The organism is Streptomyces sp. NPDC005423 (assembly GCF_040606415.1).
In the GTDB taxonomy this organism is placed as follows: domain Bacteria; phylum Actinomycetota; class Actinomycetes; order Streptomycetales; family Streptomycetaceae; genus Streptomyces.
Window position 1 is genome coordinate 253,797 of the sequence record NZ_JBEXET010000002.1, and the last position, 24,616, is coordinate 278,412.

Annotated in this window: 25 protein-coding genes; 13 read left to right on the plus strand and 12 right to left on the minus strand. The window is 71.2% G+C overall.

Features of this window, described 5'->3' with window-relative positions:
- Window positions 1-41: 41 nt before the first annotated feature.
- The 3 genes from recO to ABZT12_RS04990 are packed head-to-tail and all read right to left on the minus strand — an operon-like array spanning window position 42 to window position 1,240.
- Complete coding sequence (gene recO, locus ABZT12_RS04980) at window positions 42-791, minus strand: DNA repair protein RecO (protein ID WP_356377367.1); 750 nt, start codon at window positions 789-791, stop codon at window positions 42-44.
- 30 nt (window positions 792-821) lie between these two features.
- The gene (locus tag ABZT12_RS04985; RefSeq protein ID WP_356377370.1) at window positions 822-1,037 is read right to left on the minus strand and encodes a hypothetical protein; all 216 of its coding nucleotides are present in this window, start codon (window positions 1,035-1,037) and stop codon (window positions 822-824) included.
- Complete coding sequence (locus tag ABZT12_RS04990; RefSeq protein ID WP_356377373.1) at window positions 1,034-1,240, minus strand: hypothetical protein; 207 nt, start codon at window positions 1,238-1,240, stop codon at window positions 1,034-1,036. Before ABZT12_RS04990 ends, ABZT12_RS04985 begins: the two co-directional genes overlap by 4 nt.
- Before the next feature lie 115 nt (window positions 1,241-1,355).
- On the opposite strand from ABZT12_RS04990, the gene ABZT12_RS04995 reads away from it, so the two are divergent.
- The 7 genes from ABZT12_RS04995 (at window position 1,356) to ABZT12_RS05025 (ending at window position 9,289) form a co-directional block, all read left to right on the plus strand.
- Window positions 1,356-2,189 (plus strand): helix-turn-helix transcriptional regulator, encoded by an 834-nt coding sequence (locus ABZT12_RS04995; protein WP_356377376.1) that lies wholly within the window; start codon window positions 1,356-1,358, stop codon window positions 2,187-2,189.
- On the plus strand, window positions 2,171-2,524 hold the full coding sequence (locus tag ABZT12_RS05000) for a DUF397 domain-containing protein (protein ID WP_356377379.1): 354 nt from the start codon (window positions 2,171-2,173) through the stop codon (window positions 2,522-2,524). Before ABZT12_RS04995 ends, ABZT12_RS05000 begins: the two co-directional genes overlap by 19 nt.
- A 180-nt stretch (window positions 2,525-2,704) precedes the next feature.
- Window positions 2,705-4,339, plus strand: coding sequence for an ABC transporter substrate-binding protein (locus ABZT12_RS05005; protein WP_356377382.1), 1,635 nt, complete (start codon window positions 2,705-2,707; stop codon window positions 4,337-4,339).
- An 18-nt stretch (window positions 4,340-4,357) separates the two neighbouring features.
- Complete coding sequence (locus ABZT12_RS05010) at window positions 4,358-5,317, plus strand: ABC transporter permease (RefSeq protein ID WP_356377385.1); 960 nt, start codon at window positions 4,358-4,360, stop codon at window positions 5,315-5,317.
- Complete coding sequence (locus ABZT12_RS05015; RefSeq protein ID WP_356377388.1) at window positions 5,314-7,341, plus strand: dipeptide/oligopeptide/nickel ABC transporter permease/ATP-binding protein; 2,028 nt, start codon at window positions 5,314-5,316, stop codon at window positions 7,339-7,341. Before ABZT12_RS05010 ends, ABZT12_RS05015 begins: the two co-directional genes overlap by 4 nt.
- On the plus strand, window positions 7,338-8,354 hold the full coding sequence (locus ABZT12_RS05020) for an ABC transporter ATP-binding protein (RefSeq protein WP_356377391.1): 1,017 nt from the start codon (window positions 7,338-7,340) through the stop codon (window positions 8,352-8,354). The genes ABZT12_RS05015 and ABZT12_RS05020 overlap by 4 nt, the downstream gene beginning before the upstream one ends.
- Window positions 8,354-9,289 (plus strand): dihydrodipicolinate synthase family protein, encoded by a 936-nt coding sequence (locus tag ABZT12_RS05025; RefSeq protein WP_356377394.1) that lies wholly within the window; start codon window positions 8,354-8,356, stop codon window positions 9,287-9,289. The genes ABZT12_RS05020 and ABZT12_RS05025 overlap by 1 nt, the downstream gene beginning before the upstream one ends.
- 110 nt (window positions 9,290-9,399) lie before the next feature.
- Here the strand turns inward: ABZT12_RS05025 and ABZT12_RS05030 are convergent, their stop codons facing one another.
- The gene (locus tag ABZT12_RS05030) at window positions 9,400-10,113 is read right to left on the minus strand and encodes a TerB family tellurite resistance protein (RefSeq protein ID WP_356377397.1); all 714 of its coding nucleotides are present in this window, start codon (window positions 10,111-10,113) and stop codon (window positions 9,400-9,402) included.
- Between the two features lie 205 nt (window positions 10,114-10,318).
- Window positions 10,319-12,049 (minus strand): 2-isopropylmalate synthase, encoded by a 1,731-nt coding sequence (gene leuA / locus ABZT12_RS05035; RefSeq protein ID WP_356377400.1) that lies wholly within the window; start codon window positions 12,047-12,049, stop codon window positions 10,319-10,321.
- A 330-nt stretch (window positions 12,050-12,379) separates the two neighbouring features.
- Here leuA and ABZT12_RS05040 point away from each other — a divergent pair, with 330 nt between their 5' ends.
- The 4 genes from ABZT12_RS05040 (at window position 12,380) to ABZT12_RS05055 (ending at window position 16,441) form a co-directional block, all read left to right on the plus strand.
- Entirely contained in the window at window positions 12,380-13,495 is a 1,116-nt protein-coding gene (locus ABZT12_RS05040; protein WP_356377403.1) for a M4 family metallopeptidase, read from the plus strand.
- A 29-nt stretch (window positions 13,496-13,524) separates the two neighbouring features.
- Window positions 13,525-13,791, plus strand: coding sequence for a protealysin inhibitor emfourin (locus ABZT12_RS05045; RefSeq protein ID WP_356377406.1), 267 nt, complete (start codon window positions 13,525-13,527; stop codon window positions 13,789-13,791).
- An 83-nt stretch (window positions 13,792-13,874) separates the two neighbouring features.
- A complete protein-coding gene (locus ABZT12_RS05050; RefSeq protein ID WP_356377409.1) occupies window positions 13,875-15,188 on the plus strand; it encodes a GH1 family beta-glucosidase in 1,314 nt (437 codons plus the stop codon).
- A complete protein-coding gene (locus ABZT12_RS05055) occupies window positions 15,185-16,441 on the plus strand; it encodes an MFS transporter (RefSeq protein WP_356377412.1) in 1,257 nt (418 codons plus the stop codon). The genes ABZT12_RS05050 and ABZT12_RS05055 overlap by 4 nt, the downstream gene beginning before the upstream one ends.
- Window positions 16,442-16,560: 119 nt before the next feature.
- On the opposite strand, the gene era is transcribed toward ABZT12_RS05055, so the two are convergent.
- Window positions 16,561-17,520, minus strand: a complete 960-nt coding sequence (era, locus tag ABZT12_RS05060; protein WP_356377415.1) for a GTPase Era — start codon at window positions 17,518-17,520, stop codon at window positions 16,561-16,563.
- Between the two features lie 164 nt (window positions 17,521-17,684).
- Between era and ABZT12_RS05065 the strand changes: the two genes are divergently transcribed.
- On the plus strand, window positions 17,685-19,001 hold the full coding sequence (locus ABZT12_RS05065) for an ammonium transporter (protein ID WP_356378103.1): 1,317 nt from the start codon (window positions 17,685-17,687) through the stop codon (window positions 18,999-19,001).
- Entirely contained in the window at window positions 18,998-19,336 is a 339-nt protein-coding gene (locus tag ABZT12_RS05070; protein WP_356377418.1) for a P-II family nitrogen regulator, read from the plus strand. Before ABZT12_RS05065 ends, ABZT12_RS05070 begins: the two co-directional genes overlap by 4 nt.
- Here the strand turns inward: ABZT12_RS05070 and ABZT12_RS05075 are convergent.
- The 6 genes from ABZT12_RS05075 to ABZT12_RS05100 form a co-directional block, all read right to left on the minus strand.
- Entirely contained in the window at window positions 19,230-20,261 is a 1,032-nt protein-coding gene (locus ABZT12_RS05075) for a DUF916 domain-containing protein (RefSeq protein WP_356377421.1), read from the minus strand. The two genes, ABZT12_RS05070 and ABZT12_RS05075, sit on opposite strands and share 107 nt — an antisense overlap.
- A 118-nt stretch (window positions 20,262-20,379) precedes the next feature.
- The gene (locus ABZT12_RS05080) at window positions 20,380-21,696 is read right to left on the minus strand and encodes a beta-xylosidase (protein ID WP_356377424.1); all 1,317 of its coding nucleotides are present in this window, start codon (window positions 21,694-21,696) and stop codon (window positions 20,380-20,382) included.
- Window positions 21,697-21,859: 163 nt separating this feature from the next.
- Window positions 21,860-22,333, minus strand: coding sequence for a hypothetical protein (locus ABZT12_RS05085; protein ID WP_356377427.1), 474 nt, complete (start codon window positions 22,331-22,333; stop codon window positions 21,860-21,862).
- 178 nt (window positions 22,334-22,511) lie between these two features.
- Window positions 22,512-22,865: a cytidine deaminase gene (locus ABZT12_RS05090; protein WP_356377429.1), complete on the minus strand. Its 354-nt coding sequence runs from the start codon at window positions 22,863-22,865 to the stop codon at window positions 22,512-22,514.
- A gap of 73 nt (window positions 22,866-22,938) precedes the next feature.
- A complete protein-coding gene (locus tag ABZT12_RS05095; RefSeq protein ID WP_356377432.1) occupies window positions 22,939-23,298 on the minus strand; it encodes an MmcQ/YjbR family DNA-binding protein in 360 nt (119 codons plus the stop codon).
- On the minus strand, window positions 23,295-24,611 hold the full coding sequence (locus ABZT12_RS05100; protein ID WP_356377435.1) for a hemolysin family protein: 1,317 nt from the start codon (window positions 24,609-24,611) through the stop codon (window positions 23,295-23,297). The genes ABZT12_RS05095 and ABZT12_RS05100 overlap by 4 nt, the downstream gene beginning before the upstream one ends.
- Window positions 24,612-24,616 lie beyond the last annotated feature (5 nt).

Sequence of the window (24,616 nt, forward strand, 5' to 3'; positions counted from 1 at the left end):
CCGACCACGCCTGACCCCACCTGACCACGGACGGCCACGCGCTACGCCTTCTCCACGTACCGCAGCGACCGCAGCCCCCGCTCAAGATGCCAGTGCAGATAGGCGGAGACCAATCCGCTCCCCTCCCGCACATGCCGCGCCTCGCACGCGTCCGCCGTCTTCCAGTCTCCCGTGAGCAGCGCACCGAGCAGTTCCAGCGCCTGCGGTGAGGGTACGACGCTGCCGGCCACCCGGCAGTCCGGGCAGACGACCCCGCCCGACGCCACGGAGAAGAACCGGTTCGGTCCCGGCATCCCGCACCTCGCGCAGTCCCCGAAGCTCGGCGCGTACCCGTTGACGGCGAGCGAGCGGAGCAGGAACGCGTCGAGAATCAGATGCGGCGCGTGCTCACCGCCCGCGAGCGTCCGCAGCCCGCCCACGAGCAGCAGGTACTGCTGTACGGCGGGCTCGCCCTCGTGGTCGGTGAACCGCTCCGCCGTCTCCAGCATGGCCGTCCCGGCGGTGTACCGGGCGTAATCCGCGACGATCCCGCCACCGTACGGAGCGATGGTCTCACTCTGCGTGCACAACGGGAGCCCGCGCCCGATCAGTTCGCTGCCCCGCGCGAAGAACTGCACGTCCACGTGGGAGAAGGGTTCGAGCCGGGCGCCGAACTTCGACTTGGTCCGCCGCACCCCGCGCGCCACGGCCCGTACCCGGCCGTGACCGCGGGTGAGCAGGGTGATGATCCGGTCCGCCTCACCCAGCTTCTGGGTGCGCAGCACGATGCCGTCGTCGCGGAACAGACTCATGGGGCCCATTGTCCCTTACGGCCCACCGGGTCAGGGCACCTCACCCCGGCTGCGGGCGTTGGCGTACGCCGTCGCCGCGCTGAGCCGCTCCGCCAGGGTGGCCGGACGCACACGGTCCGGCGCCACGTCCCACTCCGGCCCGCCGCCGTACGGTCGCAGCCGGACGTACGGTCCGTCCTGCCCCGTCACGATGCCCACTCTCCCGGTACCGGTGTCCACGGCGCAGCAGCCGACGGGCGGCATCACCGCAACGCCGCCGCGAGGCGGGCCGCCGTCTCCACGGAGCAGCCGCCCAATTCGATACGCGGACAGGGCGCCTCCCGGGCCAGACTCGCCGGATCGATCCGGAGTGACGGCAGGGCAATTCCGGCCTTCGCGAGTACCGCCCGCAATTCCTTCACCATGTCCTCCGTCTCTTCGACGCAGAACGCCGAGTGGTGTGCCTTCACGTGGTTCCCCTCGCTTTTCGCGTTTCACGCTTTCCGACTACAGAGTGGCGTACGAGCCCTACACTCGGCAGCAGTCCGTCGACTACAAGTGCGGGGCAGCGAAAGGGCATTGGCCATGGTCAACGGTTCACGCCAGGCGGCGTGGGAATTCTTCGGGGCGGAACTCAAGCGCAGACGGGAGGGTGCGGGGCTCACGCAGATGGAACTGGGGGCGCGCGTTTTCGTCTCCGGAGGCTACATCGGTCAATTCGAACAGGCTATTCGTAAGCCGCAGTTGGATGTGGCCCAGCGGATTGACGAGGTACTGCAAACCGACGGTATTTTCGAGCGGCTGTGCCTGCGGCTGATCGACGACAGACGGTACGCGGATTACTTCGCGAAGGCGGCGGAGCTTGAGGCGCTGGCTACGAAGATCTGCGAGTTCGCGCACGCGCTGGTGCCAGGACTACTACAGACTTCCGAGTACGCCCGCGCCGTCACCCTCGCGATGAACCCCCTCGCAGCGGACGAGTTCATCGGGGAAAAGGTCCAGGGACGCATGGAGCGGGCCCTGATCCTCAAGGACGCTACACGGCCCGTGTATTGGGCGATCCTGCACGAGAACGTGCTGCGGGTTCCGGTCGGCGGCGCTGATGCCATGGCCAGGCAACTGGATCACCTTGCAATGCTCGCCAGGCAGCGAACGGTGCTGGTCCAGGTACTGCCGTACGCGGCTGGAGCGTACTCACTGATGAACGGGATGGTCACGCTCATGGAGTTCGAGGACGCCCCGCCAACTGCCTATACAGAAGCCGTGTATTCGGGGAATCTGCTGGACGATCCGGCGGTGGTGAAGCACGCGTACGCGGCATACGATCTGCTGAGGGCCGCCGCGCTGTCGCCGGAGGCGTCCCTGGCCCTGGTCGAATCGGCGGCGGAGGACCACAGACGATGCGCGACTACGACCTGACCAACGCAAACTGGCGGAAGAGCACGCACAGCGACGGCAACGGCGGCAACTGTGTCGAGATCGGCTACGACTTCCCCGGCGCCGCCCGCTGGCGCAAGAGCACCCACAGCAGCGGCGACGCCGGGAAGGAATGCGTCGAGATCGCCTACAACTTCCCCGGCGCCGCCCGCTGGCGGAAAAGCACCTACAGCGACGGCAACGGTGGGAGTTGCGTCGAGATAGCCGACGGAGTCCCCGGTGTCGTCCCCGTGCGGGACAGCAAGGTGGTCGCCGGGGCCGTGGTGCTGGTCGGGTCGGTCGCCTGGGCCCGGTTCATCGGCGGCCTCTGCTCGTGAGGGCGTAAGCCGGTCCAGCTCCGCCTCCCTTCGTCGCCGTCAACTCCAGGCGTACGGCGTGCCATTGGTGCGACCTCTGGCGGCCACGCCATTCGTGTGCGCGCCCTTGACCGTCCTCGCGGTGCTTCCTATGGTCACGCTGACCGCCGGACGTAGGACGTCGTACCTCCTGGAGGAACCGTGCGCGATGACGTGGCCCGCGACGTACCCGCGCCGCACCGCCGGACGTTCCTGAGGTACACCGGCGCGCTGGGTGCGGCGGCGGCCGTCTCCTCGTCGCTGACGGCCTGTTCGTCGGGTCCGCAGTCGACGAACGACACCGGCGACGGGGGCAGCGGCAAGGACCGCACGCTGACCGCCGTGATCGGCTACGGCAACGACGGCAGCTGGGACCCCACCCAGACGGCGTCCGCGTTCTGCATGGCCGCCAACAACCACATCTACGAGGGGCTGCTCGACACCGACCCGATCTCGCGCAAGCCGTACCCGGCGCTGGCGACCGCCGTACCCACCGAACTGACCGGCACCTCGTGGAAGTTCACGCTCCGGCCGGGTGCCACGTTCCACGACGGGCGGCCCGTCACCGCCGACGACGTGGTCTTCGTCTTCGACCGCATCCTCGACCCGAGGACGACCACCCTCGCCCAGGGCTTCTTCGCCGGCTGGCTGAAGGAGGTCCGCAGGACCGACGCGCACGGCGTCGAGCTGATCCTCAAGTTCCCCTTCCCGGAGGGGATTTCGCGGCTCACGCTGGCGAAGATCATGCCGAGGCACGTCTTCTCCCGGCCCGGCGCCTGGGACGACGCGATCAAGGGGCTGGCGGTCGGCTCGGGACCGTACCGGCAGACCGCGCACCACCCCAAGTCCAACACCACCTTCGCCGCGTTCGCCGGATACAACGGCCCGCGCCCGCCCGCCTTCAAGACGATGAACTGGCTGACGATCGTGGACGCGGCGCCCCGGGTCGCCAAGATCTCCGGGTCGAGCGCGGGCGCGCAGATCGCCGACAACATCCCCTACGCCAACATCGAGCGGCTGCGCGGCGGCGGCCTGACCGTCGCCGGGGGCGCCGGGATGAACAACCTGTTCCTGATGTTCAACACCCGGCACAAGCCGTTCGACGACGTACGGGTCCGCCAGGCGCTGCACTACGCGATCGACACCGACAAGATGGTCCAGGTCGCCCTCCGGGGACACGGCAAGCCGTCCTCGTCGTTCCTCGACACGGGCAACCCGGCCTACCGGCGGGCGAAGACGGTCTACGACCACGACCCCGACCGGGCGAAGGCGCTGCTGAAGGCGGCCGGAGTCAGCGGGCTCACGGTGGAGCTCATGGCGGTGAACGTCAGCTGGATCGTCGACTGCCTGCCCACCATCAAGGCGTCCTGGGACGCGATCGGCGTCTCCACGACCCTGGCGCCGCAGGAGACCACGGCCGTCTTCTCCAAGATGGACCAGAAACGGGACTACCAGGTCGTGGCCGCCGCCTCGAACCCGAACCAGTTCGGCCTCGACGCCGACCTGATCCTGCGGTACAACCACGGGCCCCGCAACCTGTGGATGGGGTACGCCCGTTGGGCCGGTGACCCGGTGGCCAAGCGGCTCTTCAGGGACATGGACCAGGCCACCCGGGAGCCGGACGCGGCGAAGAAGAAGACGATGATCCAGGAGTGTGTCGACACCATCGCCGAACAGGCCGTGCTCTACCCGGTCGTCCACAACGAGCTGATGACCGCCTGGGACCCGAGGAAGCTCTCCGGCGTCAGAGCCCAGCCCTACCCCGGCATCAACGTCCTCCAGGCCAAGTGGGTCTGACCGCAGAGGAGTTCGTCCGTGGTCACCGTCGTCAGAATCCTGGCCCGCCGTGTCCTGCTGCTCGTCCCGCTGCTGCTCGGCATCGTCCTCTTCGTGTTCCTGGTGATGCGCTTCTCGGACGTCGACCCGGCGTCGGCGTTCTTCCAGGGCGCCAACCCGACCCCGCGCCAACTGCACGACTTCCGGCAGCGCAACGGGCTGCTCGACCCGCTGCCCGTGCGCTACGTCCATTTCGTGGGCGCCCTGCTCCACGGCGACCTCGGCACCAGCGCGCTGACCCGGGCCCCCGTCGTCGACCAGGTCACCACCGCGCTGCCGCTCACCCTCCAGCTCACCTTCCTGGGGCTGGCCGTCGCGGTGGTGCTGTCGCTGGTGGGCGGGGTGACCGCCGCGATCCACCGCGACCGGCTGCCCGACCAGATCATCCGCGTCGTCTCGCTGACCGGCGTGGCCGCCCCGAGTTTCTGGCTCGCGCTGCTCATGATCCAGTACCTGGCCGTCGGCCGGGGCTGGTTCCCGACCGGCGGCTACGTCAACCCGGCGGACTCCCTCACCGGCTGGCTGAGGACGATGGCGCTGCCCGCGCTGGCGCTGTCGCTCCCGGTGGCGGCCCAACTGACCCGCATCGTCCGGACGTCCGTGGTCGAGGAGCTCGACAAGGACTACGTGCGGACGGCGATCGGCAGCGGGCTGCCGCCGCGGGTCGTGGTCGGCCGCAACGTGCTGCGCAACGCGCTCATCAACCCGCTGACCGTACTGGGCCTGCGCGTCGGCTATCTGCTCGGCGGCGCCGTCGTCATCGAGACCGTCTTCGCGCTGCCCGGCATGGGCAAGCTGATGATCGACGCCGTGCAGAACGGCGACCCGGCCGTCGTGCAGGGCGTGGTACTGGCCACCGCGACCGGCTTCGTCGTCGTGAACCTGGTGATCGACATCCTGTACCTGCTGGTCAACCCCCGGCTGAGGACGGCGAGTTGAGGGTCCCTCGGTTCGGCCGCGCGGAACTCGCCGAGGTGCTGTCCCGGCCGGGGATCCGGCTGCGCGGCCGGCGCCGACTGCCGCTGCCGTCCAGGGTCGCGGTGTGCTTCCTCGCGCTCGTGGTGCTGGTGGCGCTCTGCGCGCCCCTGCTCGCACCGGACGACCCGCTCGACCAGCGACTGCCCGTCGACGGCAGCGGCCACCCCTCGGCCGAGCACTGGATGGGCCAGGACAGCCTGGGCCGCGACCTCCTCAGCAGGCTGATGTACGGCGCCCGTTGGTCGCTGGCGATCGGCCTGGGGGCCACCGCGCTGGCGCTCGTCGCCGGTGCCCTCCTCGGGGCGGTCGCGGCGACCGCCCGCAAGGGTGTCGACGAGACGCTGATGCGCTGCCTGGACGTGGTGATGGCGTTCCCGGGCATCGCCCTCGCCGCCGTCCTGGTCGCCGTGTTCGGCGGCGGGATCACGGTGCTGACCTGCGCGATCGCGTTCCTCTTCACCCCGCCGGTGGCAAGGGTCGTACGGGCCAACGTACTTGACCAGTACGGCGAGGACTACGTGACCGCCGAGCGGGTGATCGGCGCCCGCACCCCGCACATCGTCGCCCGGCACGTGGCCGTCAACTGTGCCGCCCCGGTCCTGGTGTTCTGCACCGTGCAGGTCGCCGAGGCGATCGTCTTCGAGGCGTCGCTCTCCTTCATCGGCGCGGGCGTACGGCCCCCGGACCCGTCCTGGGGCAGCGTCATCGCGGACGGCAAGAACATGGTGCTCACCGGGGGCTGGTGGGCGACCGTCTTCCCGGGACTGCTGATGCTGGTCACCGTCCTGTCGCTGAACATCCTCGCCGAGGGCGTCTCCGACGCGTGGGCCGCGCCCGCGCCGCGCGAGGTGGACGGACGGCAGGCCGTACCGCCGGACGTACGGCAGGACACCGACCCGCTCGCCGACCCGCTCGCCGACCCCCGGCCGGCCAGTGGCGAGGTGCTCCCGCTGCCCGGTCTGGCGGAGGCGGCGCTCCGGCTGCGCTCCCGGGCCCGCCCGCTGCCCGACCCGGACGGGCCGGCGCTGCTCGCGGTCGAGAACCTCGCCATCGGCTTCGAGGGCCACCACCACGGCGTGGACGTCGTCGACGGGATCAGCTTCGAGGTGCGGCCGGGCGAAGTCCTGGGCCTGGTCGGCGAGTCGGGCTGCGGCAAGTCGCTGACCGCGCTCGCCGTGCTGGGCCTGGAACCCAGGGGCGCCCGGGTCAGCGGCGAAGTCCGGTTCGACGGGCGGCGGTTGGCGGGCGAGCCGGCGCGGGTGCGGCGGGCCCTCCTCGGCCACGAGATGGCGATGGTCCACCAGGACGCCCTGTCGTCGCTGAACCCCGCGATGACCGTCCGCGCCCAGCTCAGGCAGGTCCTGCGGCGCGGCGGCCGGCGTACCCCCGAAGAGCTGCTGACGACGGTCGGCCTCGACCCCGGACGCACCCTGCGCAGCTACCCGCACGAGCTCTCCGGCGGCCAGCGCCAGCGCGTCCTGATCGCCATGGCCCTCTCCCGGGACCCCCGGCTGCTCGTCGCCGACGAACCGACGACCGCCCTGGACGTGACCGTACAGGCCCAGGTGATGGAGCTACTGCTGCGGCTGCGCGCGGAGTTGGGCTTCGCCCTGGTCCTCGTCTCGCACGACCTGGCGCTCGTCGCGGACGTCACCGACCGGGTGGCGGTGATGTACGGCGGGCAGATCGTCGAGACGGGCGTGACCGCCGACCTGGTGGAGTCACCGGCCCACCCCTACACGCGCGGCCTGCTCGGCAGCGTGCTGTCCCTGGAGTCGGCGGCCGAACGGCTGACCCAGATCAAGGGAGTCGTCCCCTCCCCCGCCGACTTCCCGGCGGGCTGCCGGTTCGCGGACCGCTGTCCGTCGGCGAGCGACCTCTGCCGTACGACCGCGCCCGCCCTGCGGGGCACCCGCGGCCACCGGGCGGCCTGCCACCACCCCGCGATCGACCTGGTGACGACGGAGAGCGAGCCGGTCCCATGAGCGCGCTGGCCGAACTCCGCGACGCCCATGTCGTCCACCGGGCGCGCAGCGGCGGCCTGTTGAGCCGCGACAGGGTGTACGCCCTGACCGGCGCCGATCTCGTCGTCGCGGCCGGCGAGACGGTCGGCGTGGTCGGCGAGTCCGGCTGCGGCAAGTCGACCCTGGCGAGGGTGCTGGTCGGCGTGGAGCGTCCCACGGCCGGCACGGTGGCCTTCCGGGGCCGCGACCTGTGGACGATGCCGGACGGCGAACGCCGGGCCGCCGTGGGCACCGGCGTCGGCATGGTCTTCCAGGACCCCTCGACCGCCCTGAACCGCCGGCTCACCGTCCGGCGGATCCTGCGCGATCCGCTGGACGTGCACCGCCGGGGCACGCGCGAGGAACGGGAGGCCCGGGTCGTCGAGTTGCTCTCCCTGGTCGGTCTTCCGCGCGCCCTCGCCGACGCCCTGCCCGGACAGCTCTCCGGCGGACAGCGCCAACGCGTCGCCATCGCACGGGCGTTGGCCCTCGACCCGGCGCTGCTGGTGGCCGACGAGCCGACCAGCGCCCTGGACGTGTCGGTCCGCGCCCAGATCCTCAACCTCCTGCTGGACCTGCGCGAACGCCTGGGCCTGGCCATGGTCTTCGTCTCCCACGACATCCAGACGGTACGGCGGATGAGCGACCGTGTGATCACCATGTACCTGGGCCGGATCGTCGAGGAGGCCCCGGCCGGCCGGGTCACCGACAGCGCGCGCCACCCGTACACCCGCGCCCTCTTCTCCGCCACGCCCGGCCTGCTGCACCCGATCGACCCGATCCCGCTGACCGGGCCGGTGCCGTCGGCGACCCGTCCACCGAGCGGCTGCCCGTTCCGCACCCGGTGCTGGCGGGCCGACGAGGTGTGCGCGGCCGTCCTGCCGGACTTCTCGGCCGCGTCGGCGCCGGGGCACCGCTACCGCTGCCACCATCCTGTGGAGGAGGACCTGCCGACCCGCGACCTCGTTCGCCAAAGCCGCCCAAGGGAGCCTTGATGACCTTCCCCGCCCCGCTCACCGGTGTCGTACCGCCCGTCTGCACGCCCCTGACACCGGACCGCGAGGTGGACGTCCGCTCCCTGCTGAGGCTGGTGGACCATCTGGTCGCGGGCGGGGTGCACGGCCTGTTCCTGCTCGGCTCGACCTCGGAGGCGGTGTACCTGACGGACCGGCAGCGCAGGTCGGTGGTCGAGACGGTCGTAGGGCATGTGGGCGGTCAACTCCCGGTGCTGGCAGGGGCGATCGACATGACGACGCCCCGGGTCCTGGACCATGTCGCGTCCGTGACGGCGGCCGGCGCGGACGCGGTCGTGGTGACGGCGCCCTTCTATACCCGCACGCATCCGGCGGAGATCGCCCGCCACTACCGCCTCGTCGCGGCCGGCTCACCGGTCCCCGTGATCGCCTACGACCTTCCGGTCGCCGTGCACACCAAACTGCCCGCCGACGTCGTGCTGGAGCTCGCCGCCGAGGGCGTGCTGGCCGGGCTCAAGGACTCCAGCGGCGACCTGGGCGCCTTCCGCGCGGTCGTCACCGGTGCGCGCGGGCGGCCCGACATCACCGGGTTCAGTGTGCTGACCGGCTCGGAACTGGTCGTCGACTCGGCGCTGGCGCTGGGCGCGGACGGCGCGGTGCCCGGCCTCGCCAACGTCGACCCGCAGGGATACGTCCGTCTCGACCGGCTCTGCCGGGCCGGCGACCAGGACCGCGCCCGCGCCGAACAGGAGCGGCTGGGCGCCCTGTTCGGCATGGTGCACGTCGGTGATCCCGCGCGGATGGGGAGCAGTTCGTCGGCGCTGGGGGCGTTCAAGGCGGCACTGCACCTGCTCGGGGTGATCGACTCTCCTGCCACCGCCGAGCCGCAGGTCCCGCTGACACGGGACGAGGTGGCGGAGGTGGGGAAGTTCCTGGCGGCGGCGGGGCTGCTGTGACGGGCGGGTCCCGGACTCCGACCCGCCGGAACCCGGTCCTCTCCTACGGCCCCGCCGTCCCCGTCCCGTGGAGCACGCCCACCGTCGCGCCCCCTTGCGGGGAGCGTGTCCTACGAGGGGGTGCGGGCCGCCGCCAGCAGCCGGGTCACGTCGTCCGTGCAGAGGGTGAGGGCGGCCCCCACCGTCACCAGGGCGTCGCGTTCGGCCGGGGTGTAGGGGCCGTCGGCGAGGGCGATCCGGGCGCCCTGGAGGAGGATCGCCTCCCGGCCGGCCGGGGCGAGGTGTGGGGCGAGCGGGTCGAGGGCCTCGTGCAGCTCTATCGTCAGGCCGGCCACGCAGGGTTCGCCGAAGACCCGGCCGGTGTCGGCGGCGAGGGCCTCGACGAGGGCGCCGAGCTGCTCCTCGGTGCAGTCCTGGAACCCGGCGGCGCGGACCGTGCCGGCGGCGGTCGCCAGGGACGTACGGGCGCAGGAGCCGCCTGCGGCGAGGACGGCGAGGGCGACCGTGTGGACGGCGTCGCGGAGCATCGCGGAGAAGCGGTTGGTGGTGGGGTGGTCGAGGACGTCGGTGCCGAAGTGCCGCCCGCAGGCGGCGCACTCGACGACCGGGCCGGTCTCGCCGCGCGGCAGCACCGGCAGGCCGAGCAGGGTGAGACGGCGGCGCCCGGTGAGCCGCTGGTAGTTGCGGTCGCCCCCGCACTCGGGGCAGAAGAACTCGCCGTCCCCGACGCTGGTCCACGCGGTACGGATGCCCACAACGCGCGCCGCACGGCCCTCGTGGGCAACTCGGCCGTCCCGGCCGTCTCGTCCGCTGACTGGCAGCACGTCGCACCTCCGTAACCTCGCGGCAACATCGCCACGCAGGCGTGATGTTAGCCACATTGTGGAGCCGGAGTCAGTACCCGGGAAGAGACCTTTCCGTTACCCGCACACGGAATGGCCGAGAAACGACGGGGACGACGGGGCCCCGCCTGCCGGAGTTCGGCGGACGGGGCCCTCGGAACGCGGATAAACCCCCGGTCGGGCTGGTTCAGCGGGCCGCTCGGTTGACGGCCGAGACGACCGCCTTCAGCGACGCACGTGTCGTGTTCGCGTCGATCCCGATTCCCCACAGAACCTTGTCGCCGATGGCGCACTCGATGTAGGAGGCGGCCTGCGCGGAGGCGCCCTCGCTCATCGTGTGCTCCTGGTAGTCCAGCAGCCGTACGTCGATGCCGACCGACTGGAGGGCGTCGAAGAAGGCGGAGATCGGGCCGTTGCCGGAGCCGGTGAGGACCGTGTCCGTGCCGTCGACGGTGGCCTCGACCGTCAGGGTGTCGACGCCGTCCTTGTCCGTGGTCGACTGGCCGTTCTTGACCTGGATACGGCCCCAGGGGTTGCCGGGGTTGGGCAGGTACTCGTCCTGGAACACCGCCCAGATGGCACCGCCGGTGACCTCGCCGCCCTCGGCGTCCGTCTTGGCCTGGATCAGCCGGGAGAACTCGATCTGCATCCGGCGCGGCAGGTCCAGCTTGTGGTCGTTCTTCAGGACGTAGGCGATACCGCCCTTGCCGGACTGGGAGTTGACCCGGATCACGGCCTCGTAGGAGCGGCCCACGTCCTTGGGGTCGATCGGCAGGTACGGCACCGCCCATTCGAGGTCGTCGACCGTGACGCCCCGGGCGGCGGCGTCCGCCTCCATCGCGTCGAAGCCCTTCTTGATCGCGTCCTGGTGCGAACCCGAGAAGGACGTGTAGACCAGATCGCCCACGTACGGGTGGCGCGGGTGGACCTCCATCTGGTTGCAGTACTCCCACACCCGGCGGATCTCGTCGATGTCGGAGAAGTCGATCTGCGGGTCCACGCCCTGCGAGAACAGGTTCATGCCCAGCGTGACCAGGTCCACGTTGCCGGTCCGCTCGCCCTGCCCGAACAGGCACCCCTCCACCCGGTCCGCGCCGGCCATCAGGGCCAGCTCGGCGGCGGCGACGGCCGTACCGCGGTCGTTGTGCGGGTGCACCGACAGGCACACGTACTCCCGGCGGGAGAGGTGCCGGCCCATCCACTCGAACCGGTCCGCGTGCGTCGACGGTGTCGAACGCTCCACCGTGGCGGGCAGGTTGAGGATGATCTCGCGGCCCGGACCCGGCTGCCACACGTCCATCACCGCCTCGCAGACCTCCAGCGCGAAGTCCAGCTCGGTGTCGGTGAAGATCTCGGGGCTGTACTGGTACCCGAACTCCGTCTCCGGGCCCAGCAGCTTCTCCGCGTACTCCATCACCAGCCGGGTGCCGTCGACCGCGATCTGCTTGATCTGCTCCTTGGAGCCGCGGAAGACGACCCGGCGGAAGACGGGAGCGGTGGCGTTGTAGAGGTGCACGGTGGCGCGCCTGGCGCCCTTCAGCGACTCCACGGTCCGCTCGATCAGGTCCTCGCGGGCCTGGGTCAGTACGGAGATCGTGACGTCGTCCGGGATCGCGCCCTCGTCCTCGATGATCGAGCGGACGAAGTCGAAGTCGGTCTGTCCCGACGCCGGGAAGCCGACCTCGATCTCCTTGTAGCCCATCGCGACCAGCTGGTCGAACATCCGCCGCTTGCGCTCCGGCGACATCGGGTCGATCAGCGCCTGGTTGCCGTCGCGCAGATCGGTGGAGAGCCAGCGGGGAGCGGCGGTGATCCGCCGACCGGGCCAGGTGCGGTCGGGGATGTCGACCTGGTCGTAACGGCCGTACTTGTGGACCGGCATGGACGTGGGCTGCTGGCGATTGGCTTGGTGGGCCATGATGCGTGGGCTCCTCGTGGTGTCCTGAAGGACGGCCGACGGCGCAACGCCAGACTCCGCGGGGAGGGGGTCGGCCTCGACTACAGGCCCTCGCCGCGGCAGCTAAGGAGAAGCAGCCCGATACGCATGATGCTCCGCAGCCTAGCGGAGCCGCGCTTCGTGCGGGGGGCCGTATCAGTATGCGGGACCGCTCGGCCGGAAAGTGACCAACCGGGGCAAAGAGCACTCCATACCACGCTGCGTTACGGGAGCGTGACGAATGTCCGCCTATTTCACCAATCATGGTTGCCCCTAGTGACACCGGCGTCACTCGGTGCCAGGGTGCCGGGCATGACGACCAACGGGGGCTTCGAGCCCGTCTTCTGCACGATCGTCCCACCGCACGTCCTCGACAAGCTCGCCCAGCACGAGGACCCGGCCCTCTCCGGCCCCGCCCGCCAGACCCTGGAGCGCGACGCCTACGAGCGCACCCACCGCCGGCTGACCACGGTCATCGGCGCGCCGTCCGTCGCCGCCCCCGCGGGCAGCGACGGCGGAAAGCCGCGGCGCACCATCTACGACGCCCGGCACAAGCAGGACCTGCCGGGCCGCAAGGTCCGCGCCGAGGGCTCCCAGCCCGGCCGGGACGCCAGCGTCAACCGCGCGTACGCCGGCCTCGGCGCCACCTTCGAGCTGTACCTGAAGGCCTACGGCCGCGACTCCATCGACGGCAGCGGCCTGCCGCTCGACGCCTCCGTCCACTACGGCGTCAACTACGACAACGCCTTCTGGAACGGCGAGCAGATGGTGTTCGGCGACGGCGACAACGAGCTGTTCCTCGACTTCACCATCCCGCTCGACGTGATCGGCCACGAACTCACCCACGGCGTCACCCAGTACACCGCCAACCTGACCTACTACGGCCAGTCCGGCGCGCTCAACGAGTCGGTCTCCGACGTCTTCGGCTCGCTCATCAAGCAGTACGCGCTCGGCCAGAGCGCGGCCCAGGCCGACTGGCTGATCGGCGCCGGGCTGCTCGCCCCGCGGGTGCACGGCGTGGCCCTGCGGTCCATGAAGGCCCCGGGCACGGCGTACGACGACCCCGCCCTCGGCAAGGACCCGCAGCCCGCGACGATGAAGGACTACGTCAGGACGGGCCGGGACAACGGCGGGGTGCACCTCAACTCCGGCATCCCCAACCACGCCTTCTACCTCGTCGCCGAGGCCCTCGGCGGCAACGCGTGGGAGCGGGCCGGGCAGGTCTGGTACGACGTGCTCACCGGCGGCCGACTGGAGAAGGACGCCCTCTTCGCGGACTTCGCGCAGCTCACGGTCGAGGCGGCCAAGGCCCGCTACCACGAGGGCGACGAGCTCCAGGCCGTGCTCAAGGCGTGGGAACAGGTCGGCGTGCCGACCGCACCGGCCGCGTCGACCCCGCCGGCCGCGCCCGCCCCGGCCGTCTCGTGAAGACACCGTTTCCGTACTAGACAGGACCCATGCGTATTCAAGTGAGGCGCACGGGCGGGTTCGCGGGCATCGAGCGCCGTGCCGAGGTGGACATCTCGGGGCGGCCGGACGCGCCCGAGTGGCGGGCCCTGGCCGAGCGGGTGATCGCCGCCGGCCGGGGCACGCCTCCGGAAGGTGTCCCGGACGGCTTCAGCTACCGGATCACGGTGGACGGGACGACGGTCTACGCCGCCGACCCCCGGCTCACCGAGGAGCAACGCACGCTCATCTCACGGGTGTTGAAGGAAGGCGCGTGACGGGCCCCGATCCGCCACACCGCGACCACCCCTTCTCGCAGACTGGTTGACACCCCTTACCGCCGGTACGCATGATCCGGCGCATGGCGACTGATGCGGGCGACCCGCTTCCCCGGTTCCCGGCCGGCTTCCTCTGGGGCGTCTCGACCTCGGCCCACCAGATCGAGGGCGCGGCGGACCGGCGCGACCCCTCCGTGTGGGACGCCTTCGAGGCCGCACCGGGACGGGTGAAGGACGGCTCGACGGCGGCGGTGGCCTGCGACCACTTCCACCGCCACCGCGAGGACGTCGCCCTGCTGGCCGGCCTCGGCGTCGACGCGTACCGCTTCTCGGTCTCCTGGCCGCGGGTGAACTCGCCCGGCGGCCTCGACTTCTACGACCGGCTCGTCGACGACCTGTGCGCGGCGGGCGTCCGGCCGGTCCCGACCCTCTTCCACTGGGACCTGCCGGTCACCGAGGACTGGCTCGACCGGGACACCGCGGCGCGGTTCGCGGAGTACGTGTCGGTGGTCGCGGACCGGCTCGGCGACCGGGTACGGAAGTGGATCACCCTCAACGAACCGGCCGAACACACCCTGCTGGGCCACGCGTTGGGCGCCCACGCGCCCGGCAGGAAGCTGCTGTTCGACGCGCTGCCGGTCGCCCACCACCAACTGCTCGCCCACGGCCTCGCCGTACGGGCGCTGCGCGCGGCCGGGGCCGGGGACATCGGGATCGCCAACTCGCACGGACCGACCTGGCCCGCTTCGGACGAGCCGGCGGACACCGAGGCGGCGGACTTCTACGACCTGCTGCTGAACCGGCTCTTCGCCGACCCGCTGCTGCTGGGTGAATACCCGGGCGGACTGGGCGACTTGATGCCCGGCGATGTCGAGGCCGACCTGAAGGTGATCGCGGAACCGATCGACTGGTACGGCGTGAACTACTACGCGCCGACCCGGGTGGGCGCTCCGCAGGGCGCGGAGATCGAGTTCGGCGGACTGACCCTGCCCGCCGAACTCCCCTTCTCGGTACGGGAGATCGAGGGCGTGCCGGTCACCGACTTCGGCTGGCCGGTGGTCCCCGAAGGGCTGACGGAACTCCTCACCGGCTTCCGTGAACGCTACGGCGACCGGCTGCCGCCCGTCGTCGTCACCGAGAACGGCTGCTCCTACGAGGGCCTCGACGACCAGGACCGGATCACCTTCCTGGACGGGCATGTCCGCGCGCTGCACCGGGCGTTGGCGGCGGGCGTGGACGTACGCGGGTACTTCGTGTGGTCGCTGCTCGACAACTTCGAGTGGGCGGAGGGCTACCAGCGGCGGTTCGGGCTCGTGCACGTCGACTACCCGACGCTGAAGCGCACCCCCAAGGCGTCGTACGCGTGGTTCCGGGACATGCTGCGGGCCCAGAGATGACCACGACCGGGCGGGCCGTGGACGCCCTCGCGGAGCCCGTGGAGCGCGTCGGGCGGGGCTGGACGTCGGCGCTCTCGCTCGCCAACGGGGCGATCTGGGTGGGCTGGTACGGCCCCCTGCAGATCCTGCTGGCCTCGCAGGCGGGGGACTTCGCGCCCGGCTCCGGGATGTCGAAGGAGACGATGCTGGCGTGGGTGACCGGCGCGGGCGCGCTGGTGTCGCTGGTCGCCAATCCGCTCTTCGGGGCGCTCTCCGACCGCACGACGGCGCGCCGGGGCCGCCGTACGCCGTGGATCGTGGCCGGGGCGGCGGGCGGCGCGCTGTCGCTGCTGCTGCTCGCGGGAGCGGGCGGGGTCTGGACGATGGCGGCCGGCTGGTGCCTCGTCCAGCTGACCCTGAACGCGGCCTTCGCGGCGGTCACCGCGGCCGTCCCCGACCGGGTGCCCAGACTCCAACGGGGCTCCGTGGGCGGCTGGTTGGGTGCCGCGCAGATCCTCGGCGTGGTCGGCGGGACGGGCCTGGCGACGGCCGCCGGGGGCATCGGGGCCGGCTACGCGGCGTGCGCGGTGTGCACGCTGGCGGGGGTGGTGCCGTACGTCTGGCGCTACCAGGACCTGCGGCTGCCGGCCACGGAAAGCCCGCGGTGGTCCTGGCCGGGCTTCCTGCGCGGCTTCTGGCTGAGTCCACGCCGCCACCCCGACCTGGGCTGGGCGTGGCTGACCCGTTTCCTGATGAACCTGAGCAACGCGCTGGTGCTGCTCTACCTCCTCTACTACCTGCGCGACCGCCTCCATCACGACGACCCAGGTCAGGGCGTGCTCGTCCTGACGGCGGTGAACGGCCTCACCCTGCTCGCCACCGTCGTGGTCGGCGGGGTCTGGTCGGACCGGACGGGCCGCCGCAAACCGTTCGTCATCTGGTCCGGCGTACTGATGGCGGTGGCGACAGCGCTGCTCGCCTGCTGGCAGACCTGGCCGGGCGCGATCGTCGCGGCGGCGGTCCTCGGCGTCGGCTTCGGTGTCTTCACCTCGGTCGATTTCGCCCTGATGACCGACGTACTCCCCAAGGCCCTGGACCGCGGCAAGGACCTCGGCGTCATCAACGTCGCCAACGCCCTGCCGCAGGTCGCCGCCCCCGCCCTGGCCGCGCCGATCGTGACGTACCTGGGCGGCTACCGGACGCTGTACCTGGTGTCGGCGGTGATCGGGCTGGCGGGGGCGCTGCTGGTGCGGCGGATCAGGGGTGTGGAGTAGACCTCACAGCGCCCCGGCGTCCGGCGGCCCACGAAGCCTTCCGTCATCCGCGGGCCGGTCCGCTCGAACCGGACCACCCGGGCCGGAAGCCCGGCCCGGGAGACCCGCCCAGAACTCGCCTAGAACCCGAGCTTCCGCAGCTGCCGGGGGTCCCGCTGCCAGTCCTTCGCCACCTTGACGTGCAGGTCGAGGAAGACCGGGGTGCCCAGCAGCGCCTCGATCTGCTTGCGGGACTTGATGCCGACCTCCTTCAGGCGCTTGCCCTTGGGGCCGATGACGATGCCCTTCTGGCTGGGGCGCTCGATGTAGACGAAGGCGTGGATGTCGAGGAGGGGGCGGTCGGCGGGCCGGTCCTCGCGGGGCAGCATCTCCTCGACGACGACGGCGATGGAGTGCGGCAGCTCGTCGCGGACGCCCTCCAGCGCGGCCTCGCGGATCAGCTCCGCGATCATGACCTGCTCGGGCTCGTCGGTGAGGTCGCCCTCGGGGTAGAGGGGCGGGCCCTCCGGCAGGAGCGGCGCGATCAGGTCGGCCAGCAGGTCCACCTGCTGGTCGGCGACGGCGGAGACCGGCACGATCTCGGCCCACTCGAAGCCGAGTTCCTTGCCGAGCTGGTCGACCGCGATGAGCTGCTCGGCGAGGGTCTTGGAGTCCACCAGGTCGGTCTTGGTCACGATGGCGATCTTCGGCGTCTTCTTGATCGACGCGAGTTCCTTCGCGATGAACCGGTCGCCCGGACCGAGCTTCTCGTTGGCGGGCAGGCAGAAGCCGATCACGTCGACCTCGGCCCAGGTGGTCCGCACGATGTCGTTGAGCCGCTGGCCGAGCAGGGTGCGCGGCTTGTGCAGGCCGGGAGTGTCGACCAGGATCAGCTGGGCGTCGGGCCGGTGCACGATGCCCCGGACGGTGTGCCGCGTGGTCTGCGGCTGGTCCGCGGTGATCGCCACCTTCTGGCCGACCAGAGCGTTCGTGAGGGTGGACTTGCCCGCGTTGGGGCGGCCCACGAAGCAGGCGAAGCCGGCGCGGTGGGAGGCCTCGGACGGCTTGGATGACGGATTACGAACGCTCATGGCGCCCATTGTCCCTGATCCACAAGCCCCCGCCGCACAACAGTCCGCACACACCCCGTCCGGTGAGCTTCCGGTAACCCCCACGCAACGAAACATCGCGGAAACACATCCGTACGCAACCGGAAACGCCGAGCGGTGAACCTTCGTCGAGCCCCCACACCGATGGAGTGACCGTGATCCTGGCCGCCACCCACCTCGACACGGGCGACACCGCCTGGCTGCTCGCCGCCACCGCCCTCGTCCTGCTGATGACCCCGGGCCTGGCCCTCTTCTACGGCGGCATGGTCCGCGCGAAGAGCGTCCTCAACATGCTGATGATGAGTTTCGTCTCCATCGCCCTGGTGACGGTGGTCTGGCTGGTGTGCGGCTACTCCCTCGCCTTCGGCCACGACCTGGGCGGCGGTCTCATCGGCGGCCTGGAACACGCCGGCATGGCGGACCTCGGCCCGCGCAGCGTGCGGGGCAGCGTCCCCACCCTGCTCTTCGCCACCTTCCAGCTCACCTTCGCGATCGTTACCGCCGCCCTGGTCAGCGGCGCGATCGCCGACCGGGCGAAATTCGGCGCGTGGCTGGTCTTCGTGCCGGTCTGGGCGCTGCTCGTATACGTTCCGGTCACCCACTGGGTGTGGGGCCCGGGTGGCTGGATCGCGCACCGGCTCGGCGCCCTCGACTTCGCGGGCGGCCTGCCCGTCGAAATCACCTCGGGCGCCTCGGGACTGGCGCTCTGCCTGGTCCTGGGCCCGCGGCTGGGCTTCAAGAAGGACGCGATGCGTCCGCACAACCTCCCCATGGTCATGCTCGGCGCGGGGCTGCTCTGGTTCGGCTGGTTCGGCTTCAACGCGGGCTCGGCGCTCGGCGCCAACGGCCTGGCCGCCGCCGCGTTCCTCAACACCCTCGCCGCCGGCTGCACCGGCCTGCTCGGCTGGCTCTTCGTCGAGCAGCGCCGCGACGGCCACCCGACGACCCTCGGCGCGGCGTCGGGCGCGGTGGCGGGCCTGGTCGCCATCACCCCGTCCTGCGGCTCGGTCTCCCTGCTGGGCGCGCTGGTCGTCGGCGTCGCCGCCGGCGCGGTCTGCTCGTACGCGGTCGGCTGGAAGTTCCGGCTGAACTACGACGACTCCCTCGACGTCGTCGGCGTCCACCTGGTCGGCGGCGTCATCGGCACCCTGCTGATCGGCGTCTTCGCGGTCCGCGAGATGACCGGCCACAGCGAGGGCCTCCTCTACGGCGGCGGGCTCGCCCAGCTCGGCAGGCAGCTGGCCGCCGTGGCGGCCGTCGGGGCGTACGCCTTCCTCATGACGTACGGCATCGGCAGGCTGCTGCACCGGGTGATGGGCTTCCGCGCGGACGAGGAGCACGAACAGACCGGCCTCGACCTTACGGTGCACGCCGAGTCGGCATACGATCACGGCGTCCTGGGCCACGGAGCCCCGGTCGGCTCTTCCTTCCACTCCGCCTCCACCGCCCAGAAGGTCAACACCCAGGCATGAAGCTCATCACCGCGATCGTCAAGCCGTACCGCCTCGACGAGGTCAAGACGGCGCTCCAGGAGCTCGGCGTGCACGGGCTGACCGTCACCGAGGCCAGCGGCTACGGCCGGCAGCGCGGCCACACCGAGGTGTACCGCGGCGCCGAGTACCGGGTCGACCTGGTCCCCAAGGTGCGGATCGAGGTCGTCGTCGAGGACGCGGACTCGGACGCCGTGATCGACACGATCGTCAAGGCCGCGCAGACGGGGAAGATCGGGGACGGGAAGGTGTGGTCCGTGCCGGTCGAGACAGTCGTACGGGTACGGACGGGTGAGCGCGGGCCCGACGCGCTCTGAACGCCCTGACCGCCAGCGTCCCGCCGACGCCCGCGGCGGCCAGCAGCACCACGGCCGCCAGCCACGGCAGCGCGAAGAACGACGCGCTCGACGACTCCTTGGTGCCCTGCGCGCTGGCGGTCAACGTAACGTCCCCCCAGTCGAGTTGGGGTGCTCCTCGCCATGGCTCGCTGAGCCGTACGCGCTGTCCCGGCAGCAGCTCGGCGGGGATCCGGGTCAGACCGCGCGACAGGAGCGTACGGCCGAAGAGGCCTTCCGCCTTCAGGGTCACCTTCGGGTCGACGGTGACGTTGCCGGTGTTGTGCAGGGTGTACGAGATGGTCGCCACGCTGTCGCCGGTGCCCGGGACGAGCGGCTGGTGGTGGACGACCCGGACGTGTTCGACGGCGAGCGCCGGGAGCGTGGGCCCGCTCACCCGCAGGTAGACCCGGGCGCCCACGGCCCGCCGTACGCCGAGGGCGAGTGATCCGGAACCGGGGTCGATTCGTTCGTCGAGGGCCACCAACGCGCCCGGGTGGTCGCCCGGTTCGGCGCCCTCGGGCAGCCGCAGGGTGAACGGGACCGTGACCGACCGGTGCGCGGGGACGGTGACCCGTGACCGCGCGGGCGTGGCCCAGGCGCCGACGCCCCGCATCCGCTCCTTGATCGTGCGCACCGCGAAGCCGCCGTCGCGCGCGGTGTTGTAGGCGTCGGCCGCGTACAGCCGGAAGGTGAGCGGCTTCGCCGTCTTGTTGGCGAGGACGACCTTGTCCCGGATGGTCTGGCCGGGGTCGGCGGAGAGGTAGAAGTAGGGCCGGGCGGCGATCCGCGAGGCCGCCGGGTAGACCGACCAACTGCCGTTGTCGGCCGCGTGGGACGGGGTCGCGAGGGGCCCGAGGAAGAGGCCGAGGAGGAGGCTCAGGAGGAGGACGGACGGCTTGCGCATGGGTGCGGACCCCCCACGGGCGAGGTCGGGGTGGTCGGGCGGGTGCGGTCCCCGTACGGGGCGCCCGGCCACCGGAAGGCGAGTCGAACGGTCAGGTGCGTCAGGTGCGTCGAGTGCGTCAGGTGAGCGTGAGCGTGAGCACACCGGAGTACGAGCCCGGAGGCGTGAACGCCGGTACGTCCAGGGACAGTCCGGCATCGACGGTGAACTCGCCGCCGGTGGCCGTACCGTCCGGGGTGGAGGCGAGGGTTGCTCCCGAACCGCCCACCGCGCCGCTGGAACCGGCCTGGCAGGTGGAGGGGCTGCCCGCCTTGGTGGCACAGGCCGGGGCCCAACTCAGCCGCCCCGCATCGATCTTGGCGCCCGGTCCGGTGAAGTCGGTGACCTTGCCGGTCAGGGACCAGCCCGCGGGTCCGCCGCGGAAGTCCTTGACCGTCACCGTTTGGAGCGCGCCCGTGGAGGCCCCGCCCTGGCCGAAGTCGACCGCCGACAGCGCGACGGTGTCACCGGCCTGCGTCATGGACAGGGTGCCCGCCTTGACGGAGGTCGTCAGTTTCTGACTTCCGGGCGGGACGGGCGTGGTGTCGTTCACGACGTAGGCGGCCGGTCCCGCGCCGAGATCCGCGCTCCAGGCGCTTCCCTCGTACGCCACGATCCCGGTCGTCGTCTTGTCGTTGACGGTGAGCGAACCGCTGAAGGTGCCGTCGGTGCCCACTGTGGCGGTCGCCGTGTCCGCGGTCTGCGCGGTCCCGGAGCGGCCGGCCAGGGTGACCGGGGCGCCCGGTGTGAAGTTGCTGCCGCTGACGGTGACGCTGTCACCGGCGTTTCCGGAGGCCGAACCCAGGCTGATGGCACGGGTGTTGACGGGGGTGCCGGCGGTCGCGGTGATCGTCTCGGAGACCGGGGCCGGCGGGTCGGTGACCGAGCAGGGAGTGTCCAGCTCCAGGATGTAACTGGTGTGGATGTTGTAGTCACCGGGCGAGAGGGTGATCGCGCCGGGGTCGGTGACGGTGAAGGTGCCGGTCATCGAGAAGGACGGGAAGGTGCCGTTGCCCGGCACCGGGTCGTTCTTCTTCGGCCCCGCGACCGTGAAGCTGCCGGTCTGGGCACCGCCGAGGGTGACCTTTCCGGTGGGCGTCATGATGTCGGCCGGCAGGTCGAGGGCGGTCGGGTTGTTGGCGGCGGGCTTGACCACCGTGTAGGTCACGGTGACCGTGTCGCCGACCTTCGGGCTGGTGTTGTCCACCGCGATGCTCGCGGTGGTGGTGCCGTCGATCGGCGGGAGGCCCGCGATCGCGGGCGGGATGCAGTGCGTGGCGAAGTCCACGTTCGTGGACGCGCCCGCCGGACAGGCCAGCGCACCGCCCGCGGTGACCGCGAGCGCGGTCACCCCGAGCAACGATGCCCATCGGCGTCTTCGGATTGTCGAAGCCATGGTGTGCCCCCTCCTCCTGAGGACTGTGGGCGCAGCGGCTCGTCTGCGCCGACAGGGGGCATTGATGTGGGGATCGCGCGAGAAGTCAATGGAGACGCCCAAACAAACTGATGGGCCGTCAGTTCTCCGCGACTGCGGGAACTGACGGCCCACTTGGGGATGCTCAGCTGAACACGAACGGCCCCGGCGACTGTGCCGCGGTCGGCGTACAGGTGACCAGGACACCGAAGATGGTCATCTTCAGCGAGCCGCCGTACGCCTGGAGGCTGTCGCCCGAGGCCACGGTGCCGCTGAGCGGACCGACGGTGACAGCGGCGCCCGTCGCCATCGCCGGGTTCTTGGTACCGCTGAACACGGTCGTGCCGCCGCTCGCCTTCACGAACGTGAACGTCGACGCGATGGAGTCCTTCGCCAGGGCGATCGGCGCCTTGATGGAGGACGTGACGGTGATGGTGGCCGAGGTACCGCTCTGGGTGGCCGTGAGGGTGGCGGCACCGCCGCCGAAGATGCCGCAGTTGGCGTTGATCGTCGCCGTCAGTGGGGTGACGGCGGCCGCACTCGGCGCGAACGCCAGCGCGGTGGCCGCGAGGACCCCCGTCGCCATTGCCGCACCTGTTCCGATTCGCTTCGCCTTCATGGAGATTCCGGCTCCCTTCCCGTGTCTGGGAATGCCATGTGGGGATGGACCGATTCGGCTCACGGACGCGGTGCGGTGCGCCACGCGAGCTAGTATCTGACGGCCCGTCGGAACTTACGTTTTCAATTGATGCGCGGACAGGACACCCACGGCAAGGGGCAATCCGGCCCTGCGGGATTCAGCCAGCGGTGACCGTCGCGCGGACCACCCCGTCGGCACCGGCGACCAGCACCGGCGTCCCCGGCCCGCCCAGATCCCGTACGGCCGCCCGGTCCTCCGCCGGCACCGACTCCGCCTCCGTCACCACCGCCGCCGCCTCCAGCGACGTCGCCCCGGACGCCACCGCCATCGCCACCGCCGTCCGCAACGCGCTGAGCCGCAGCGACTCCAAGGCAACGGTCCCGGCGACGTACGTCCGGCCGGTCTCGTCCCGCACGGCCGCCCCCTCGGGCACACCGTTGCGGGCCCGCGCGGAACGGGCCAGGGTGACGATCTTGCGGTCCTCGGGGTCGAGCGCGCTGCTGTCGGTCATACCCCGAGCATACGGAGGAGCCAGGCGCCCCGGTCGCTCAGGGACTCCTCCGGGGCAGCTCGCAGACAGCGGCTCAGGGGCGGTCGAGCCGGAGCCGGTCGGCACGCGGCAGCCCCGCCACCACCAGGTCGTAGGAGTCCTCGACCAGCTCCCGCACCAGCCGGTCCGGGAGGCGGCCGTCGACCGTCACCGTGTTCCAGTGCCGCTTGTTCATGTGGTAGCCGGGGATGATCAGCCCCTCGTACTCCCCCCGCAGCCGGACCGCGTCCTCCGGCCCGCACTTGAGGTTGACCGTGAGGGGCAGCGCGGACAGGTTGGTCAGGGCGAACAGCTTGCCCAGGACCTTGAAGACGGACGTCTCCGGGTTGAACGGGAACTCCTCCACCGCCGCGTTGAAGGAGAGACAGAAACCGCGCAGTTCCTCCGGACTCACTCCGCCCTCGTCCCCTCCTCCGGCGAGACCCCCGCGCCCACGGGCTCCACCGGCTCCACCAGCACCGTCACGATCTTGTTCCGGCGGCCCGCCGAGGACTCCGCCGTCAGCCGCAGCTCGCGCCCGTCGGGCAGCTCCACCACGGAGGAGGCGCCGGCGATCGGCACCCGGCCGAGGGCCTTCGCGAGCAGCCCGCCGACCGTCTCCACATCCTCGTCGTCGTACGCCTCGAAGCCGTACAGCTCGCCCAGGTCACCGATGTCCAGGCGGGCGGTGACCCGGTAGCGGTCGTCGCCCAACTCCTCGACCGGCGGCAGTTCACGGTCGTACTCGTCGGTGATCTCGCCGACGATCTCCTCCAGGATGTCCTCGATGGTGACGATGCCGGCCGTACCGCCGTACTCGTCGATGACGACCGCCACGTGGTTGCGCTCCTGCTGCATCTCGCGCAGCAGATCGCCCGCGTTCTTGGTGTCCGGCACGAACGCGGCCGGCCGCATCGCCGTCGACACCAGCTCCGACTCGGCGTCCCGGCTGATGTGCGTCTTGCGGACCAGGTCCTTCAGATACACGATCCCGACGATGTCGTCCTCGCTCTCCCCGCTGACCGGGATACGCGAGAACCCCGACCGCAGCGCCAGGGTGAGGGCCTGCCGGATCGTCTTGAAGCGCTCGATGACGACGAGGTCGGTCCTCGGCACCATCACCTCACGGACCAGGGTGTCGCCCAGCTCGAAAACGGAGTGCACCATACGGCGCTCGTCGTCCTCGATCAGCGACTCCTTCTCGGCGAGGTCCACCAGCGCCCGCAGCTCCGCCTCGGAGGCGAACGGCCCCCGGCGGAAACCCTTGCCGGGAGTCAGCGCGTTGCCGATGAGGATCAGCAGCGAGGGGACCGGTCCCATGATCCGGGCCAGCGGCACCAGCACGTACGCCGCCGCCGTCGCCGTGTTCAGCGGATGCTGGCGCCCGATGGTGCGCGGGGAGACCCCGACGGCGACGTAGGAGACGAGGACCATGACGCCGATCGCGGCGAGCAGGGCCGGAGCCGTCCCGTGGATCCCGCGCAGGCACTCGTAGGTGACCAGCGCCGCCGCCGCCATCTCGCAGACGACCCGCACCAGCAGCGCGACGTTGAGATAGCGGGTCGGGTCGGCGGCGACCCGTTCGAGCTTGGCGCTGCCGCGCCGGCCGGACCGTACGGCCTCCTCGGCGCGGAAGCTGGAGACACGGGCGAGGCCCGCCTCGGCACAGGCGGCGAGCCAGGCGACGACGACCAGGGCGACGGCCCCGAGGACGATCTGCACACTCATGAGGT

Bases quoted from the DNA above. Each gene is read 5' to 3' on its own strand.
- recO (WP_356377367.1), bottom strand. From the start codon at position 791: ATGAGTCTGTTCCGCGACGACGGCATCGTGCTGCGCACCCAGAAGCTG.
- ABZT12_RS04995 (WP_356377376.1), top strand. From the start codon at position 1,356: ATGGTCAACGGTTCACGCCAGGCGGCGTGGGAATTCTTCGGGGCGGAA.
- ABZT12_RS05000 (WP_356377379.1), top strand. From the start codon at position 2,171: ATGCGCGACTACGACCTGACCAACGCAAACTGGCGGAAGAGCACGCAC.
- ABZT12_RS05020 (WP_356377391.1), top strand. From the start codon at position 7,338: ATGAGCGCGCTGGCCGAACTCCGCGACGCCCATGTCGTCCACCGGGCG.
- ABZT12_RS05025 (WP_356377394.1), top strand. From the start codon at position 8,354: ATGACCTTCCCCGCCCCGCTCACCGGTGTCGTACCGCCCGTCTGCACG.
- leuA (WP_356377400.1), bottom strand. From the start codon at position 12,049: ATGGCCCACCAAGCCAATCGCCAGCAGCCCACGTCCATGCCGGTCCAC.
- ABZT12_RS05040 (WP_356377403.1), top strand. From the start codon at position 12,380: ATGACGACCAACGGGGGCTTCGAGCCCGTCTTCTGCACGATCGTCCCA.
- ABZT12_RS05045 (WP_356377406.1), top strand. From the start codon at position 13,525: ATGCGTATTCAAGTGAGGCGCACGGGCGGGTTCGCGGGCATCGAGCGC.
- ABZT12_RS05050 (WP_356377409.1), top strand. From the start codon at position 13,875: ATGGCGACTGATGCGGGCGACCCGCTTCCCCGGTTCCCGGCCGGCTTC.
- ABZT12_RS05055 (WP_356377412.1), top strand. From the start codon at position 15,185: ATGACCACGACCGGGCGGGCCGTGGACGCCCTCGCGGAGCCCGTGGAG.
- era (WP_356377415.1), bottom strand. From the start codon at position 17,520: ATGGGCGCCATGAGCGTTCGTAATCCGTCATCCAAGCCGTCCGAGGCC.
- ABZT12_RS05070 (WP_356377418.1), top strand. From the start codon at position 18,998: ATGAAGCTCATCACCGCGATCGTCAAGCCGTACCGCCTCGACGAGGTC.
- ABZT12_RS05075 (WP_356377421.1), bottom strand. From the start codon at position 20,261: ATGCGCAAGCCGTCCGTCCTCCTCCTGAGCCTCCTCCTCGGCCTCTTC.
- ABZT12_RS05080 (WP_356377424.1), bottom strand. From the start codon at position 21,696: ATGGCTTCGACAATCCGAAGACGCCGATGGGCATCGTTGCTCGGGGTG.
- ABZT12_RS05085 (WP_356377427.1), bottom strand. From the start codon at position 22,333: ATGAAGGCGAAGCGAATCGGAACAGGTGCGGCAATGGCGACGGGGGTC.
- ABZT12_RS05090 (WP_356377429.1), bottom strand. From the start codon at position 22,865: ATGACCGACAGCAGCGCGCTCGACCCCGAGGACCGCAAGATCGTCACC.
- ABZT12_RS05100 (WP_356377435.1), bottom strand. From the start codon at position 24,611: ATGAGTGTGCAGATCGTCCTCGGGGCCGTCGCCCTGGTCGTCGTCGCC.